Below are 17293 nucleotides of genomic sequence, written 5' to 3' on the forward strand. Positions count from 1 at the left end.
TTTCAGGAACCCTTCGGATTCGTGGCCTGTGCCGCGTCAGCCTGGGGCAGTCGCACCTTGCCGCCGCGTGAGGGATTCGAGGGCGGGGGCACCATCGGGCCCACGTTGCCGTCGGGTGCGGTGTCGAGGTCGACGATCACCGGGGCATGGTCGCTGGGTCGGGTGCCCTTGCGCGCCTTGCGATCGACCCAGGCCGCCGCGACGCGGTCGGCCACCGTGTCGCCCAGCAAGATGAGATCGATGCGCATGCCGAGGTTCTTGTGGAACATCCCCGCCCGGTAGTCCCAGTAGGAGTACACCTGATCGTCGGGCCAGCGGTCGCGCACCACATCGCGCAGCCCGAGGTCGGTGAGTTCGCGCAGCGCCCCGCGTTCGGGCGCGGTGACGTGGGTGTGCCCGGCAAATGCGTTCGGGTCGAACACATCGTCATCGGTGGGGGCGATGTTCATGTCGCCGCACACCGCGACGTCGAGCCCCTCCTGTGCCACCTGATCGCGCAGCGCGGCCAGCCACGCCAGCTTGTAGCGGTAGTGGTCGGAGTCGGGTTCACGACCGTTGGGCACATACAGCGAGTGCACGCGAATCCCGTTGCAGGTGGCTGCCACCGCACGGGCCTCGATGTCGGGAAAACCCGGTGCATCGGGGATGCCGGAGGTCACGTCGTGCAGACCGACGCGTGACAGCAGTGCGACACCGTTCCACTGGCCCTGGCCCACATGCGCGTATTCGTAATCGCGCGAGTGCAGTTCGGCGGCGAAGATCTCGTCAAAGGCTGCGTCGGAGAGTTTGGTCTCCTGCAGGCACACCACATCGGGTGCGCGCTCGTCGAGCCACGGCAGGATCCGTTCGACACGCTGCTTGGCCGAGTTCACATTCCAGGTGGCAATGCGCATGGCTCAACGCTACTGCTCGGTGCGCGGCCCCAGAACGTTGCGTGGCCCCAGGCCGGTGTGCAACGGCCCGGTGAGTTCACCGAGTGCAGCGGTGCTGCCGCCGCGCACGGTGGCGATGATCTCTGCGAGGATCGACACGGCGGTCTCGGCGGGGGAGTGGGCCTGCAGGTCCAGTCCCACCGGCGCATGCAGCCGCCCGAGTGCGGCCGGATCGACGCCGTGGTCGACAAGTCGGGCCCGTCGATCTGCTTGCGTACGTCGCGATCCCATCGCGCCGACGAATGCCAGCTCGTCCACGGCCAGCGCCGCGGCGATCATCGGGACGTCGAACTTGGCATCGTGAGTCATCACCACCACCACGGTGCGCTCGTCGAGCCGGCCGGCCTCCTGCTGGGCCTGGAGATAGCGGTGCGGCCAGTCGACCACCACCTGCACGCCGGGGAACCGCGTGGCCGTCGCGAACACCTCGCGTGCGTCGACCACCGTCACCCGGTAGCCGACGGCGGTACCCATCTGGGCGAGTGCGCGGACGAAGTCGTTGGCGCCGGCGAGGATCATGCGCGGCGCCGAGGTGAACGACTGAACGAAAGTGCGTGGGCGCGAGCCCGGGCCACCGGCACCGAGTGCATCGGGTTCACAGTCGTCGGCCCCGACGACCCCCGTCACACCCGAGGAGAGCAACGCCTGAACGTCCCGATCCAGCGACAGCCACCGGGTGGCGTCGTCGCGGGTGAACAGCCGGCGATGCGGCCGGCTCGTCATGGTGGTGGCCAGCGCCACCCCGATGTCGGCGGCACGCAGCGCGCGCAACTCGGCGAACAGTGCGACGTCGTCGGGGCCGATCGACTCGATGAACACCTCGATCTCGCCGCCACATGTCAGTCCGATGGCGAACAGGTCGTCGCCGGTGTCGGCGAAGTACTCCGTACTCGCGGTGCCGTTGTCGAGCACGGTCCGCGCGGCCTCGACGACCGCGGACTCCACGCAACCGCCCGACAGTGAGCCGAACACCCGTCCGTCAGCGGTGACGAGCATGGCCGCACCCGCTGCCCGGGGACTCGACCCGGAAGTGGTGACCACACGGGCCAGTGCGACCGGTCCGCGCGCGGCTTCGGTGACCACGGCGTCGAGCAGGTCTGCGGCCGGGTCGGATCGCTGCGCCTGACCCGGCTCGCCCTGACCCGGCTTGCCCTGACTCAACTCGCCCTGTTCAGGTTGCGGTGACTGACCCGGTTCGTGCACGCCACCATTGTGGAACCGATCCCGGCCGGGTGCACGGAGGGGTCGAATTCATTTACTTGACACAATCAACTATTATCGTCGGTGGAGTTCACGACAACGCAGTCGTTGCTCCGTCCCGTCGTGCCGTCCGAACAGGTAAGGCCGGCGGTCACCGTCGCCGGAACAGGGTCCGCATCAGGGCCGTGGCCGGGCGAGGACCTCACTGTCGAGGTCGATCAGGCAAGTCATACGCAGGACAAGTCATATGCAAGCGACAGGATGATCGTGCACCAACACGTCGACGAGATGCCGGCGAAGCCCACCGCACCCGCGGATGAGGCATCGCAGACGCCGGTTCCCACCGATGCCGTGCAGGTTTTCCACGATCTGATGCGGATCATGCGGACGTTGCGGTCCGTGGGCCTGCAGGGGTCGCTGGCGTCGGGGGCGACCTCGGCGTTGTGGACGCTGGTGCAGAACAAGCCCATGCGTCTGTCGGATCTCGCCGAACGCGAGATCGTGGCGATCCCGACGATGTCGCGGATCGTGGCGAGTCTGGAGAAGCAGAACTACGTCAGTCGTTCTCCCGATCCCGACGACGGACGCGCCTGCCTGCTGGAGGCGACCCCCGAGGCCGTCGAACTCATCACCGGGACCACCTCCCGGCGTGCCCAGCTGATCAATTCGGCGCTCGACGAACTCGACCCGGATGAGCGTGCCGCGACGATGCGGTGTCTCGATCATCTGGCCAAGGCTCTGACAACGGTGTCGGCCTGACATTTTCCCCACGCGGTCGCGGATCGATCCCGACCGTTGTGACCCGGACGTTCCCGACCCACCGGCATCGAGTGCCGGCGCTGGGGCGAGAAACAGCAACGATGCCCCGACACACCTGTCACCATTGGTGTTGTCACCTGTGCAGAAAGAAGTAGACGCATGGCGCAAGCGACATCCCCGGTGTCGTCGACGCAGGAGTCACCGACGCGCGGCTCTCGGCGTGGCCGATTCTCCCGCCCGTCGGCCGAGCAGGAACTCGGCCCCAACTACAAGTGGATCGCGCTGTCGAACACCACTCTGGGCATGCTGATCGCCACGATCAACAGCTCGATCGTGCTGATCGCACTCCCCGACATCTTCAAGGGGATCAACCTCAACCCGCTCGAGGCCGACAACACCAGCTATCTGTTGTGGATGATGATGGGCTTCCTCGTGGTCACCGCCGTCCTGGTGGTGAGTTTCGGACGTCTCGGCGACATGTTCGGCCGTGCCCGGATGTACAACATGGGCTTCGCGGTCTTCACGATCTCGTCGATCTTCCTGGCGATCACCTGGTTCGACGGCAGTGAGGCAGCCATCTGGCTGATCTTCTGGCGCGTCATCCAGGGCATCGGCGGCGCTTTCCTGATGGCCAACTCGTCGGCGATCCTCACCGACGCTTTCCCGCCGAACCAGCGCGGCCTGGCCATGGGTATCAACGGTGTCGCGGCGATCGCCGGCTCGTTCCTCGGCCTGCTGGTGGGTGGCATCCTCGCTCCGATCCAGTGGCACTACATCTTCCTGGTCTCGGTGCCCTTCGGCGTGATCGGCACGATCTGGGCCTACCTCAAACTGCGCGACACCGGTGTGCGCAAGCACGCCAAGATGGACTGGTGGGGCAACATCACCTTCGCGATCGGTCTGGTCGCGATCCTGGTGGCCATCACCTACGGCATCCAGCCCTACGGCTCGTCGAATATGGGCTGGACCAACCCGTGGGTGCTCGCCGCCCTCATCGGTGGACTCGTGGTGCTGGCGATCTTCGTGGTCATCGAGATGCGTGTGGAGACACCGCTGTTCGAGCTGTCGCTGTTCCGCAACCGGTCGTTCACCTTCGGCAACATCGCCAACCTGATGGCCTCCATCGGTCGCGGTGGCCTGCAGTTCATCCTCATCATCTGGCTGCAGGGCATCTGGCTCCCGCAGCACGGCTACGACTACTCGCGCACGCCGCTGTGGGCGGGCATCTATATGGTCCCGATGACGATCGGATTCCTCATCTCGGCGCCGATCTCGGGTGCGCTGTCGGACAAGATCGGCAGCAAGTGGTTCACCACCATCGGACTCGCGCTCACCGCGGTCACCTTCGGTGCGCTCATCGCCATCCCGGTCGACTTCAACTACTGGGTGTTCGCGGTCATCCTGCTGGTCAACGGCATCTCGATGGGTCTGTTCGCCTCGCCGAACCGCGCCGACGTGATGAACAGCCTGCCGATCAACTCGCGTGGATCCGGCGCGGGCATGATGACCACCTTCCAGAACGCCGCGATGGTGCTGTCGATCGGCTTGTTCTTCTCGCTGATGATCGCCGGACTGAGCACGCATCTGCCTGATGCGATGTACAGCGGACTCACCCAGAACGGCTTGTCGTCCCAGCAGTCCAGCGAGTTGGCGAATCTGCCGACCGTCGGCATCCTGTTCGCGGCGTTCCTGGGCTACAACCCGATCAAGGAACTGCTCGGCGGGCACCCGCAGGGTGTGTCGCAGCAGGCCTACGACCATCTGACGGGTCTGGACTTCTTCCCGCACCTGATCTCCGATCCGTTCTCCGACGGACTGGCCGCGGCGTTCACCTTCGCGATGATCTGCTGCATCCTCGGTGCCATCGCCTCGCTGTTCACCGGCAAGAAGAAGGGTGCTACCGAGGTCGCGTCAGGATCGGGTGAGACCGTCGGCGCCGAACTCGACGCGGTCGCCGGCGACGCCGTCGGCGTGCCCTCGCCGCTGGTCGACGAGGAGCCCGCCCGGACCGATGACGCTGCCGCCGAACTCGACGACCTCGTGCGCGACGACGCCGAGCAGAAGGCGTCGACGAACCGACAGGGCTGACCGGGCCGACAGGGCCGACAGGGCTAGCGTCGAGGAGTGAACAGCGGAGGCGGGTCGGATGCGCGGGTCATCTGGTCGCGACTACGTGAGGCCTATCGCAGATTCGACGCCAGTCCGCACAAGCCGGCTCTGGTCATCGCACTCGTCGTCGCGGTGATGGCCGGGCTGTTCGCAGCGTCGTACAGCCTCGCACTCGGTGACCCCAAGCCACACCACGTCCCGATCGCTGTGGTGACCGGCGGACCCGCACTCTCGGACCCCGAAGCCGTCGTCGATGCGCTCAACCAGCGCACCGACGGCGGTTTCGTCGTCCGTGAGTTCGACACCACCACCTCCGCGCTCACCGCACTCGACGAGCAGACGATTTACGCGGTGGTCGCGCAGACCGGCGAGCACGAGGTGACGCTGTACCTGTCGAGCGCGTCGGGGTCATCGGTCGCGCGGCTGCTCGAACAAGACGCGCCACGGTTCTCCGGCTCGGGCGGCTGGTCGGTCACTATCGTCGACCGCCATCCGCTCGGCAAGTACGACCCGTCGGGGATCACGCTGTTCTACGTGGCGCTGGCCGCGGTGATCGCCGGTTTCGTGGGTGCGGTGCAGGCCCGCGTCAACGCGGGAGGACTGAGCCTGCGCGCAGAGCTGGGCTGGGATCTGGTACGCAGTCTGCTCGGCGGGCTGTCCATCGTGCTGGCCATCTCGGTGATCCTGTCGTTGCTGCCGCTGCCGGTGTGGCAGGGAGTCGCGGTGCTCGCGCTGACGATGATGGTCACCGGGTTGACGCTGGGATTGTTCCGTCTGGTGGTCGGCCCCAAGTGGGCGCTGCTGCCCACCTGGCTGTTGCTGGTGGTGATCAGCAATCCGTCGTCGGGTGGGGCGGTGGCACCCGAACTCCTTCCGGGTCCCTACGAGTTCATGGGGCGCTGGCTGCCGACCGGCGCGACGGTGCGCGCGCTTCGCGACCTCACTTACTTCCCCGACAATCTGCACGCCGAACCGTTCGTGGTGTTGTGCGTGTGGATGGTGGTGGTCGGCGCGCTGTTCGTCGTCGTGCGCATCCACCGGCAGGGCACCGGTAAACCCCCTGCCACACCGCGGCCGTGGCGTCGACGGCGCGATGACCGGGTGGAATCGCCCCCTCAGGCGCGCTGAGCTGCGGCGATCCGGTGACCGCCGGACGTGCCCGACGTCGCCGGTACGCTGGAGTCCGACACTTGTCTTTACCTTTCGATGACTTTTGGGGACGCTGTGGGAATGCTGCTACTGATCATCCTGGTGATCGTGATCGTCGGTGCCGTCGTGATGGTCAGCCGGAACCGTGCTGCGACGGCGGCTCATCAGAGCAACCAGGTCACTCTCGCCGACGCGAAGGCCGATGCACGTCAGGCCATCGACCGGCTCGGTGGTCAGGTCTACAACCTCACCGGGACCAACGACGCCGCCAAGCAGGCGCTGGCCGATGCCGGTGAACGGTTCAATGCCGCCGGCGCTCAGATCGAGCAGGCGTCGTCTCCGAAGCAGGCGCGACTGGCCAAGCAGACCGCACTCGAGGGTCTGTACTACGTGCGGGCTGCCCGCGCCGCGATGAACATGGATCCCGGACCGGAGGTGCCCACCCTCGACGGGCAGAAATCCGCCGGTGAGGTGACCGAGGATCGCAAGGTCGACATGGAGGGGCGTTCCATCGAGGCCTCGCCGAGTCCGTCGGATCGCACTCCGAACTACTACCCGGGTGGACGTGTGGCCGGACGACCAGTGCCCGCCGGCTGGTACTCGGAGCCGTGGTGGAAACCCGCACTGGTCGCCGGGGCCTGGGGTGTGGGGTCGGTCCTGCTGTTCAACGCACTGTTCTCCGGCATGCACGGCGTGGGGTATGACGCGAATGCCTTCGAGAACGGATACGGCGACGGCTATCAAGACGGACTCGACGCAGGCGGTGGCGACTACTCCGGCACCGAACCCGCCGGCTACGACGGTGGTTACGACAACGGTGGTTACGACAACGGCGGTTACGACAACGGCGGTTACGACAACGGTGGCGGCTGGGACGGCGGCAACGACGGCGGTGGCGGCTTCGACGATTTCGGCGACTTCGGTGGGTTCGACCTCTGACGAGGCGCCTCTGACCAGGCCGCTGACCGGGATCAGTCGGTGACCGCCTGTTCGGTGGCCGACCACCGCACCGAGGTCACATGGTCAGCGCGCACGACTGCGGCCAATGCGGTCTCGATCGCTGAATCGGTCCGTTCCTCGCTGTGGACCTGAGCCGAGATGGTCACAGTGCCGTCGGGCTCGTCGATGGCAGCGATGGATCGTACGGTGAACTGCGGCTGGTGGATGGCATCGAAGACCAAGGCGCGCACCGACACCTCGTCGGCGGGCTTGCACGTCACAAGGAATTGATAGTCGACCTCGGGCTGTTCGCGGCCGGCGACACTGTGGTGGCGATCGAGTAGGCGTGCCAGTGGCCGCAGCATCGTGTTGGCAGCCATGACTGTTGCGGTGCCCACGAGCGCGACACCGATCATCCCGCCGCCGGCGAGACTGCCCACCGCCGCCGACGCCCACAGCGTCGCGGCGGTGTTGAGGCCGGAGATGGTGGCGCCCTGCTTCATGATCACTCCGGCGCCGAGGAAGCCGATACCCGAGACGACCTGGGCTGCAACACGTGTGGGATCGGCATCGGGCCCGTGGAAACTGAAGGCGCCCATCACCACGAACAGTGCTGCTCCCAGACTCACGAGCGCGTTGGTGCGCAGACCCGCGGTTCGGGCTCGCCATTGACGTTCGAAGCCGATCGCGGCGCCGCATGCGAGCGCTACGAGAATGCGAATCATGAACTCGGTGGTGTGTGACATCGGAATTCTCCTCGAGGTGACGGATGCGCACGCCGAGGCGGGCTGGAATCCGACGATCCCGGCCCGCACAGCGACACTGTGATCAGGTGGTCAGATATTGGTCAAATCCAGGTGGAGTAGCGAGAGATGAAGCGGCGCTTCATCACCTGGGTGAGCACGCAGTAGACGCCGAGCGTGAGCGCCAGCCACGGGAAGTACGTCCAGGGCAGTGGCACCAGCCCCAGCGTGGCTCCCCATCCGGTGAACGGCAGCAGGACGCCGAACACGCACACCGCCCCCGTTGCCAGCAACACCGGCAGACTCGCCCGCGACGTGACGAACGGGATCCGCGACGTACGCAGCATGTGGACGATGAGTGTCTGAGAGACAATCGATTCGATGAACCAGCCGGACTGGAACAGCGCCTCGTGCGCCGGTGAGTTCGCCGCGAACACGAACCACATCAGTGCGAAGGTGGTCAGGTCGAAGATCGACGAGATCGGTCCGATGCGGATCATGAACCGCGACAGGCTCGTCGACTCCCAGGTGCGCGGTGCGGCGATGTCCTTGTAATCGACCTTGTCCCAGGGGAGCGTGAGCATCGACAGGTCGTAGGCGAGGTTCTGGACCAGCACGACGACGGGGATCATCGGCAGGAACGGAAGCAATGCGCTCGCGACCAGGACCGAGAACATGTTCCCGAAGTTCGACGACGCGGTCATCTTGATGTATTTCATGGCGTTGACATAGGTGCGACGTCCCTCCACCACGCCGCCCTCGAGGACCGTGAGGTCCTTGTCGAGCAGGATGATGTCAGCCGACTCCTTGGCGATGTCGGTCGCGGTGTCCACCGAGATGCCGACATCGGATGCGCGCAGCGCAGCTGCGTCGTTGATCCCGTCACCCAAGTAGGCCACCGTATGCGAGGTCGATCGCATCGCCTCGATGATGCGCGCCTTCTGGGCCGGACTGGTCTTGGCGAACACCGTTGTGGTCTCGGCGATCTCGCCGAGGTCCTCGAGTGTGAGCTCGTCGGTCTCCGGCCCGAGAACAATCGTCCCCACGTCCAGTCCGACCTGTGAACACACCGAGGCGGCGACGAGAGCGTTATCCCCGGTGATGACCTTCACGGCGATCCCGTGGTCGGCCAGACTCGTGATGGCGGCTGCCGCGGACTCCTTCGGCGGGTCTAGGAACGTGAGGAAGCCGACCAGTGTCATCTCCGTTTCACTCGCCCGGTCGTATTCGGGGTAGCGCCCCTGCTCGTCGGGGTGGATCTGGCGCACGGCGACCGCGAGAACCCGAAGTCCCTGCGAGTTCAGCTCCGCCACAGTCTGATCGATCTCGGCGAGGCGGCTCGCGGTAAGGGGTGCGGTGTCGCCGTGATCGGAGTCGATCTCCGAATCGCAGACGGACAGCACCTCTTCGACTGCACCCTTGGTGATGAGCAGGTCACCGTCGCCGCCGTCGACCACCACGGACAGTCGCCGACGTTCGAAGTCGAACGGAATCTCGTCGATGAGGGTGTAGTTGCGCAGGATGGCATCGTCCTCACCCGGCCCGGCCGCGGTGATGATCGCGTCGTCGATGAGGTTGCGCAAGCCGGTCTGGAAGACGGCGTTGACCGTCGCGTACCCCAGGGTGAGCTCACTGGTCTCACCGCCGCATCCCAGGTGCCCGGCGAGCACGATGTGATCCTCGGTCAACGTCCCGGTCTTGTCGGTGGCCAGGACGTCGATTGCTCCCAGATTCTGAATAGAGTTGAGTCGCTTGACTATGACCTTCCGCTGCGCCATGTACTGCGCGCCCCTGGCCAGGTTGGCCGTGACGATCAACGGGAGCATCTCCGGGGTCAGGCCCACTGCGGTCGTGACACCGAAGAGGAACGCAGACGCCCAGTCCTTGGTGATGCCGTTGATCACGAACACGACCGGCACCATCACCATCATGAAGCGGATCAGCGTGAACGAGACGCCGCGGATGCCCTTGTCGAAGGCTGTTTCGGGACGTTCGCCGGTCAGGGCCGAGGACATGCTCCCGAAGTACGTCGAACGCCCGGTGTTGATCACCGTGGCCGTGCCTGAACCCGACGACACCGAGGTTCCCATGAACCCGAGGTTCGGCGCATCGAGCAGTGTCGCGGCACTGATGTCCGGGTCCGCGACGACAGACTTTTCCATCGGCTCCGCTTCGCCGGTCAGCGACGCCTGGTTGATCTGCAACGACGTGACCCGCACCAGCCGGACATCGGCGGGGATCATGTCGCCGGCCGCGAGTTCGACGATGTCACCGGGCACGATCTGCTCGATCGGGATCTCCGCGGTCACCGGCTTGCCGTTGAGTTCACGGGTGACCGCGACGGTGGTGCGTACCATCGCGCGCAGATGGTCGGCTGCCCGAAATGACCGGTATTCCTGCCAGAACCGCAGGGTTGCACTGACCAGCACCATGATCGAGACCGTCGTGACGCCGGTGTAATCGGGCCCCTCGGTGGGGTCGGCGAACACGACGTCGGTGAAGAACATGATGACGGCGAGGAAGATGAGGATTGCGATGAACGGGTTGGCGAAGGTGCGCAGGAACTGGATGGGGGCCGGAACCTGCTTGTCGTGATCGACAGTGTTGTCGCCGTGCCGATCTCGACGGACGGACACCTCGTGTGGGCTCAGCCCGTTGGTGGTGGTCGACAGGGTGGCGAACGTCGAGCCGATCGGCAGCCGCGCCGCATCGAGCAGCCGGTCGCGGGCGTCGCTGGGAATCGAGGCGTCGCGGACCAGTGAGTCGGTCGCGCGGCGCCGTGACGGCAGTCGAGCCCACGCGCGGTTGTTCGGTGCCGTTGTTTCGCGGGAGAAATCTGATGTCTTCATGGGTTCCTCCAAAAGAGGTGACCGCCAAGCTCTTTGATTCGCATGGCGATGACTGTGGTCGCGGTGCAGCGCGCAGCAGTCACCCTCAGATGGGCAGAACTCGACGACCGTCGATCGCGTCAGTTGCGACGACGTGAGGGCCCATCTGTGCGGGGGTGGACGGCAATGCTGCGTACACATGTTGTGGGACTGGGACTTTCACCAGACGGCATGTGCTGTTCTCCACCTCCTCGGGGCCAGGGTGCGCGGGGGCACGGGTATGTCTGCATTTGAGAACTCGGTGGCAATTCGAATGGTGACGGCGGATGCGAGAACCCATCTATGCGCGCAGCCAGAGACGGAGAACACGACCGATCCGGAAAGCGGATCGTGACGTACTTCCTCGTCAGAGCTTTGGCACTACACGACGTATCCGACTGCTGCCGAAAGCCACTTGGGGTAGACCCTTAGTCCGGGAATACCTGTCCTGACCCTGGGCGTCTGTCGACGTCGTCGGGTCAGTGGCCTGTGTTCGTGTAGGAACCTCACCTATCGAAGTACCTCGCGCAGCCTAGTGCCGCGAAATCCGAAATGTCAACACACGTGTCGGACAAGGGCTGTGCGGGCCGGCCGATCGCGAAAACATGTTCAGCTCTTGCGTGGTCGCCCGCGGCCACGTTTACGGCTGACGAGTCTTCCGTCGACGAAGACCTCGCTGCCCCACACACCGTGCGGCTCTCTCCTCGCGAGAGGACCGGCCAGGCAGGCCTCGATGATCGGACATTAGCGGCAGAGCGCCTGCGCCTGCTGGAAGAGACGCGGATGTTCGGCGAACCAGAGGTCGGGGTCGTTCGCCAGGCAGGGCAGGGTGTCGGCTGTTCGCGGCTGCGGTGCACACGCCACGTGGCATCGGTTTCATGTTGCGATCGTCCATCGTCAACCTCCGTTGAGGTCAAGGGCGATTGCCGGTTCGTCGGGCCGTCGCCGCAGGTGATGCGGGAACCTAGCGTGAGGTACCGACAAACTGGCCGGCGTCGACGGAAGAGTGCCCGGACCTGCAGCGATTCAGACTTTCACGGCGTGGGTGGCAAGGTCATCGCGGTCCTGCGCGACGCGGCGGTAGTGGGTGGCGATCATCGAGCAGACGATCAGCTGGATCTGATGGAACATCATCAGCGGGAGCACGATCAGGCCGATCGGCGAACCGGCGAACAGCACTGCGGCCATCGGCAATCCTGAGGCCAGACTCTTCTTGGACCCGCAGAACTGGATGACGATGGCGTCCTCGCGGGAGAAGCCGAGTCTGCGTGCACCGAACCACGACACGCACAGCACGACGGCCAGCACCACCGCACAGGTCGCGGCGATGACGAGTATCGATCCCACGCTCACCGAACTCCAGATGTGTGCGGCCATGCCTGCGGAGAAGGCGCTGTAGACCACGAGCAGCACCGACCCCCGGTCGACCAGCTTCGTCGCGGCGGGATGTGCGGTGATCGGTCCCAGCACCCACGGACGCAATGCCTGCCCGAGGAGGAAGGGCACGAGCAGCTGCAGGACAATCGAGGTGATCGATCCCCACGTCACATGCGCCTGCCCACTGGTGTTCATCAGCACGATCACCAGGATCGGCGTGAACAACACACCCACCAGATTCGACAGTGACGCGCTGACGATCGCACCGGCGACATTGCCGCGGGCGGTCGAGGTGAATGCGATCGACGACTGGACGGTCGAGGGCACCAGGCAGGCGAACAGCAGCCCGGTGTAGAGCGCGGGCGAGATGATGTGCGGACTCAGAAAGCGCAGTGACAGGCCGATCAGCGGGAACACCACGAAGGTCATCGCCAGTACGGTCGCGTGCAACCGCCAGTGCTTCACCCCGTTTAGCGCCTCACGCGCCGACAGCTTGGCGCCGTAGAGGAAGAACAGGGCGGCGATGGCGATCTTGACCACCCAGTCGACGTCGCGCGCCGCATCACCGGTCGCGGGCAGCACGCTGGCAAAGGCGACCGTGGCGAGTATCGCCAGCACGAAACCGTCGATCGGGAGTTTGCGCAGGAGGGTCATGCAATCCAGTCAATACGCACCCTCGATATTCGGAAACCCGATCGAGAGGATAATTGTGATCCGAAAACGTGATAACTAGGCTCGATCATGTGCTGGATCCGGTGGCGTTGCGCAGCTTCCTCGCGGTGGTGAACACCGGTGGATTCTCCGCGGCTGCTCGCGCGCTGGGGCTGGGGCAATCCACCGTCAGTGCCCACGTCGCGCGGCTGGAGTCGGCGGTCGGGCGCACCCTGCTGCTGCGCGACACCCACCGTATGGAGCTCACGGCCGACGGAACGGCGATGGCGGGGTTCGCTAGGTCGATCCTCGATGAGCATGAACGTGCGCTGCGCTACTTCGCCGACGAGGGACTCACCGGGCGTATCCGTCTCGGGCTCTCCGAAGACCTTGTGGCGCAGAAGATCCCGTCGATCCTTCGTCAGTTCCGCGCGGATCATCCGCGCGTGGACCTGGAGTTGACGATCGGGTTGAGCGAGAACCTGCACACCAGCCTGCAAGCGGGCGCGCTGGACCTCGTTTTCGGCAAACGCGCGCCGGGCCAGCGCCACGGACACATGGTGTTCACCGACCACTTGGTGTGGGCGGGTGGCCCGGAAGAGGTGATCGTGCCCGGTGAGCCGGTGCCGCTGGTCACCTATCCCGAACCGAGTCTGTCTCGGCGTGCGGCGCTGTCGGCGCTCGACCGCGGTGGCCTCGGTCATCGGATCACCTGCGTCTCCGACAACCAGCAGGGGCTGCGCGCCGCTGTGCAGGCCGGGCTCGGGGTGATGGTGCATGCGCGGTCGCTGCTGCCCGCCGACGTGCGTGAGGTGCACGGGTTACCCGACCCCGGGCGCATCGAGTTCGTGTTGATGACCAGATCACGCCCGCCGACGCGGGTGGAGTCGGCGCTGGTGGAGGTACTGCAGACGATGGCGTGGTGAGTCGGGATGGTGCGCACATCCTGACCGGATGTGCCGAGCGCAGACTCTCCGGCTCGCCGACGCGGATATCGGAGGTCGGAAACCTCATGTGCTCTGGCGACTACAGTGTCGCGCGTGGGGGATACGCGACTCAGCGAACTCGATCGCCGGATCGTCGCCGCGCTTCAGGTCAACGGTCGCGCGTCGTGGCGCGGTATCGCCGACGCCCTCGATGAGTCGTTCTCCACTGTCACCCGGCGTGGGAATGCTCTCCTATACTCCGGCGAGATCCGGGTCGTCACCGTGGTGGTCGGCCACGCATCCCATCTCCTCTACATCGATGCCGAGCCTGCCCAGACGCGGGCGGTCGCAGATGCCATCGCCGAGGATCCGAACACGGTGTTCGTCTACGAGCTCGGCGGTTCGCCCAATGTCGTGGCCGAGATATCCATGGACGAGGGCGATCTCGCCGAGTTCACCCACCGGGTATCGGTGACACTCGGCGGTGTCCGCTCGGTGCGGGTGGCTCCCATTCTCAAGTATTTTCTGACCACTGCGGGGTGGCGACCACCGATTCTCACCGACGCGCAGGTCGATGCCCTCGACCCGCGCCTTCCCGACGAATGGACCGCCGGTCCGGTCGACGTGGCGGGCATCGACGCGGAGATCGTGAAGATCCTGGCGCAGGACGGCCGTTCGCCGATCAACGTGATCGCCGAGGTGACAGGGCTCTCCGAGAGCACCGCACGTCGCCGGGTGGAGGCGTTGTTCGCCAGCGGTGTCCTGCGCACCCGTGTGGTCGTGGAGCCGGCCCGTCTCGGACTACCGGTGGAAGCGTTGCTGTGGATCGGCGCCAATCCCGCCGCCGTCGCCGACATCGGTGAGGCGGTGGCCGCTGTGCCAGGTGTGCGCTACGTGGCGTCGGTCATGGGGTCGGCGCAACTGGTGGTCAACGTGACCCTGCGTTCCTTCGACGAACTGCAGAAGATGCTGACCCGTCCCGACTGGGTCGCGCGGGTCAGCAGCCTGCAGTCCGAACTCGTGCTGGCGGCGTACAAGCGCAGTCGCACCCGGATCTGACGCCGACGGCGCGGGATCAGACCGCGTGCTGCGGGCGCTGTGTGTGCCCGCACCCCGGTGACGCGTGTTTCGCGGAGGTCACCACCCGTGACATCGAAGTAACAATATGCGTCATGGATATCCGATGCCTTGACTCAAATAGTCACCAATCGCGCATACTGTGAATCGAATCGGCAATCAATGCTGATTGCAGGAGGAATTCGGTCATGTGGGGAGTCTCGACGATGGAATCGGAAATCACCTCGATGGGCGCATGCGAGATCGCTGCCGCGATCCGCGGGGGTGCCCTCTCCTCGCGTGAGGTCGTCGCCGCACATCTCGACCGAATAGACCAGATCAACCCTGTGGTGAACGCGATCGTGACGATGGATCACGAGGGTGCACTCGCCGCAGCCGATGCGGCCGACCGCGCATTGTCAGACGGTGCCGATATCGGGCCGCTGCATGGAGTTCCCGTCGCCTACAAGGACACTCACGCGACGGCCGGGATGCGTACGACATCGGGCTCGCTGCTGTTCGCCGATCGGATCCCCGACCATGACGACGAGACCGTTCGACGGATCGGGGCGGCGGGGGCGATCCGAGTGGGCAAGACCAACGTCCCGGAGATGGCGGCCGGCTCACACACGTTCAACAGCGTGTTCGGCACGACGTACAACCCGTTCGCGCAGACCAAATCCGCCGGGGGGAGTTCCGGCGGCGCCGCAGCCGCACTCGCCGCGCGGATGATCCCGTTGGCCGACGGCTCCGATATGGGTGGCTCGCTACGAAACCCGGCATCGTTCTGCAATGTCGTGGGTTTGCGGCCCACGCCGGGTGTTGTTCCCGATCCTGTTGGTGGACTCGGCTTTTCCCCGCTCGGTGTGCGTGGTCCGATGGGTCGTTCGGTCGATGACGTCGCAGTGCTGTTGTCGGTGATGTCCGGCGGGCACCGCCACGATCCGCTCTCGGTCGACCGGCGTTCGGTCGACAGTGATCAGGCCGTCGAGATACTCGGCGGTCTGCGCGTGGCGTGGGCGCCGACGCTGGGCGGACGCATTCCCGTCGATCCCGACGTCATCAAGGTCCTCGACCCCTTCGTCAGCGCGCTCGAGGGATGGCATGTCGGTATCGAGTTCGACTGTCCCGACCTCGATCTCGCCGAGGGCGCATTCCGCACGCTGCGTGCGGCCGAGTTCGACCTGGAACTCGGGGCACTTCTCGACGACCACCCCGAGGCATTCAAAGCCGACCTGGCGTGGAACATCCGTTGCGGCCGCGAGCTGTCGGCACGCGACGTCACCGCGGCATTGCGCGATCTGACAACGCTGCACAGGATTGCCGCCGACTTCTTCTCCGACTACGACGTACTGCTGGCACCGGTCAGTCAGGTCGTACCGTTCGACGCCGATCTCACCTATCCGCGCACTGTCGACGGGGTGCCGCAGGAGACGTATCTGGACTGGATGCGTGCGAGCTATCTGCTCACCCCGCTGGGGATTCCGGCGATGTCGCTCCCCGCGGGATTCACCGACGACGGTCTTCCCGTCGGGATTCAGATCCTGACCGCCGCGCACACCGAGAGGAGGCTGCTGTCGATCGCCCGTGCGCTCGAGGCGATCTCGCCCGCCGCGGGCGTTGCACCGAATATGACGGCCTGAAGCGCCGCACACCCGCACATCGACGGCCGATCGTCCCATCGGCCCCGCATCACTGCGTCGTCCATCTGATTCATCACACCCTGAACTCGACGAAAGTTACCTCATGCCACCTCAATTGGCCAGTCCCGCACGGATCGCCATCGCCGGTGTCCCGGTGATCGCATTCCTGCTGACCCCGTTCCTGCCCTTCGTCAACACCGACTCGTTCTGGTTCGGTGTGCCCTCCGTCATCGCATGGTCGGTCGTCTGTGTGTTGGTGACCGTGCTCGCCATGAACGTCGTCGAATGGTCCTATCAGCGAGCGGGCGGATCCGCCGTCGACGCCGAGGAATCGGCTGCACACAGTGACCCCGTGATCGCCTCGGCCGGACGGGACGGTGACCGGCGATGATTCTGGCAATCTGTGTGGTGGGGATCGTCGCGATCGCGGCGCTCGGAATCTCCGGCCGTACTCGTTCCCGCGACGTGGAGTCATGGGCGGTCGCCGACCGATCCATCCCACGGTGGACCTCGTGGTTTCTGCAGGCCGGTGAGTCACTGACGACGTTCAGCTTCCTGGGGCTGGCCGGAGTGGCATTCGCCGGCGGCTCGAGTGCGGTGTTCGCGGTGGCGTATCTGTCGCTGTCCGCTGTGCTCATGTACTTCGTCGCACCCCGGATCCGGCAACTGTCGATCGGGAAAGGCTATGTCACACAAGCTGATTTCCTGCAAGACCGGTTCAGCTCACGGGCATTGGGTCGCGTGGTCGCGGTGGTCGGCGCGCTCAGCCTCATTCCCTACCTGGAACTTCAGATCACCGGATTGGGTCTCATCGTCCAGCTGGCCACCGGCTCGGAATCCGCCCGCGGACTGTCGATGGTGATCGCCAGTGTGCTCATCGCCGTGTTCGTACCCGAGCAGGTATCTCCGGGATCGCCCGCGTGGCATATCTGAAAGATGTGC

Annotated in this window: 14 protein-coding genes and 1 riboswitch; of the genes, 9 read left to right on the plus strand and 5 right to left on the minus strand. The window is 65.4% G+C overall.

Features of this window, described 5'->3' with window-relative positions; translation table 11 throughout:
* Positions 1–2: 2 nt before the first annotated feature.
* Positions 3–893, minus strand: coding sequence for an exodeoxyribonuclease III (locus IEW22_RS08300; protein ID WP_188586150.1), 891 nt, complete (start codon positions 891–893; stop codon positions 3–5).
* Between the two features lie 9 nt (positions 894–902).
* On the minus strand, positions 903–2027 hold the full coding sequence (locus IEW22_RS08305; RefSeq protein ID WP_188586247.1) for an XdhC family protein: 1125 nt from the start codon (positions 2025–2027) through the stop codon (positions 903–905).
* 366 nt (positions 2028–2393) lie between these two features.
* Here IEW22_RS08305 and IEW22_RS08310 point away from each other — a divergent pair, with 366 nt between their 5' ends.
* From IEW22_RS08310 to IEW22_RS08325, 4 genes are all read left to right on the plus strand, one after another.
* The gene (locus tag IEW22_RS08310) at positions 2394–2891 is read left to right on the plus strand and encodes a MarR family winged helix-turn-helix transcriptional regulator (protein WP_229742308.1); all 498 of its coding nucleotides are present in this window, start codon (positions 2394–2396) and stop codon (positions 2889–2891) included.
* Between the two features lie 303 nt (positions 2892–3194).
* A complete protein-coding gene (locus IEW22_RS08315) occupies positions 3195–4979 on the plus strand; it encodes an MFS transporter (protein ID WP_229742325.1) in 1785 nt (594 codons plus the stop codon).
* A gap of 36 nt (positions 4980–5015) precedes the next feature.
* Positions 5016–6128, plus strand: a complete 1113-nt coding sequence (locus IEW22_RS08320; protein ID WP_188586152.1) for a DUF3533 domain-containing protein — start codon at positions 5016–5018, stop codon at positions 6126–6128.
* Positions 6129–6230: 102 nt separating this feature from the next.
* The gene (locus IEW22_RS08325; protein WP_188586153.1) at positions 6231–7088 is read left to right on the plus strand and encodes a DUF1542 domain-containing protein; all 858 of its coding nucleotides are present in this window, start codon (positions 6231–6233) and stop codon (positions 7086–7088) included.
* A 32-nt stretch (positions 7089–7120) separates the two neighbouring features.
* Here the strand turns inward: IEW22_RS08325 and IEW22_RS08330 are convergent, their stop codons facing one another.
* The 3 genes from IEW22_RS08330 to IEW22_RS08340 all read right to left on the minus strand — a co-directional run bounded on the left by IEW22_RS08330 (position 7121) and on the right by IEW22_RS08340 (position 12729).
* Positions 7121–7834, minus strand: coding sequence for an MgtC/SapB family protein (locus IEW22_RS08330; protein ID WP_188586154.1), 714 nt, complete (start codon positions 7832–7834; stop codon positions 7121–7123).
* A 101-nt stretch (positions 7835–7935) separates the two neighbouring features.
* On the minus strand, positions 7936–10680 hold the full coding sequence (mgtA, locus tag IEW22_RS08335; protein ID WP_188586155.1) for a magnesium-translocating P-type ATPase: 2745 nt from the start codon (positions 10678–10680) through the stop codon (positions 7936–7938).
* 371 nt (positions 10681–11051) lie between these two features.
* A riboswitch (M-box (ykoK) riboswitch) is annotated at positions 11052–11223 on the minus strand.
* 501 nt (positions 11224–11724) lie between these two features.
* Positions 11725–12729, minus strand: coding sequence for a bile acid:sodium symporter family protein (locus tag IEW22_RS08340; RefSeq protein WP_188586156.1), 1005 nt, complete (start codon positions 12727–12729; stop codon positions 11725–11727).
* Positions 12730–12818: 89 nt separating this feature from the next.
* Here IEW22_RS08340 and IEW22_RS08345 point away from each other — a divergent pair, with 89 nt between their 5' ends.
* The 5 genes from IEW22_RS08345 to IEW22_RS20370 all read left to right on the plus strand — a co-directional run bounded on the left by IEW22_RS08345 (position 12819) and on the right by IEW22_RS20370 (position 17284).
* Positions 12819–13652 (plus strand): LysR family transcriptional regulator, encoded by an 834-nt coding sequence (locus IEW22_RS08345; RefSeq protein WP_188586157.1) that lies wholly within the window; start codon positions 12819–12821, stop codon positions 13650–13652.
* Positions 13653–13766: 114 nt separating this feature from the next.
* Complete coding sequence (locus IEW22_RS08350) at positions 13767–14711, plus strand: Lrp/AsnC family transcriptional regulator (protein ID WP_188586158.1); 945 nt, start codon at positions 13767–13769, stop codon at positions 14709–14711.
* A gap of 224 nt (positions 14712–14935) precedes the next feature.
* Positions 14936–16351, plus strand: a complete 1416-nt coding sequence (locus tag IEW22_RS08355) for an amidase (RefSeq protein WP_188586159.1) — start codon at positions 14936–14938, stop codon at positions 16349–16351.
* Between the two features lie 103 nt (positions 16352–16454).
* Positions 16455–16742 (plus strand): hypothetical protein, encoded by a 288-nt coding sequence (locus IEW22_RS08360; protein WP_188586160.1) that lies wholly within the window; start codon positions 16455–16457, stop codon positions 16740–16742.
* On the plus strand, positions 16739–17284 hold the full coding sequence (locus tag IEW22_RS20370; RefSeq protein ID WP_188586161.1) for a sodium:solute symporter family transporter: 546 nt from the start codon (positions 16739–16741) through the stop codon (positions 17282–17284). The genes IEW22_RS08360 and IEW22_RS20370 overlap by 4 nt, the downstream gene beginning before the upstream one ends.
* Positions 17285–17293 lie beyond the last annotated feature (9 nt).

It is taken from the genome of Gordonia jinhuaensis (assembly GCF_014639795.1).
Classification (GTDB): Bacteria; Actinomycetota; Actinomycetes; order Mycobacteriales; family Mycobacteriaceae; genus Gordonia_B; species Gordonia_B jinhuaensis.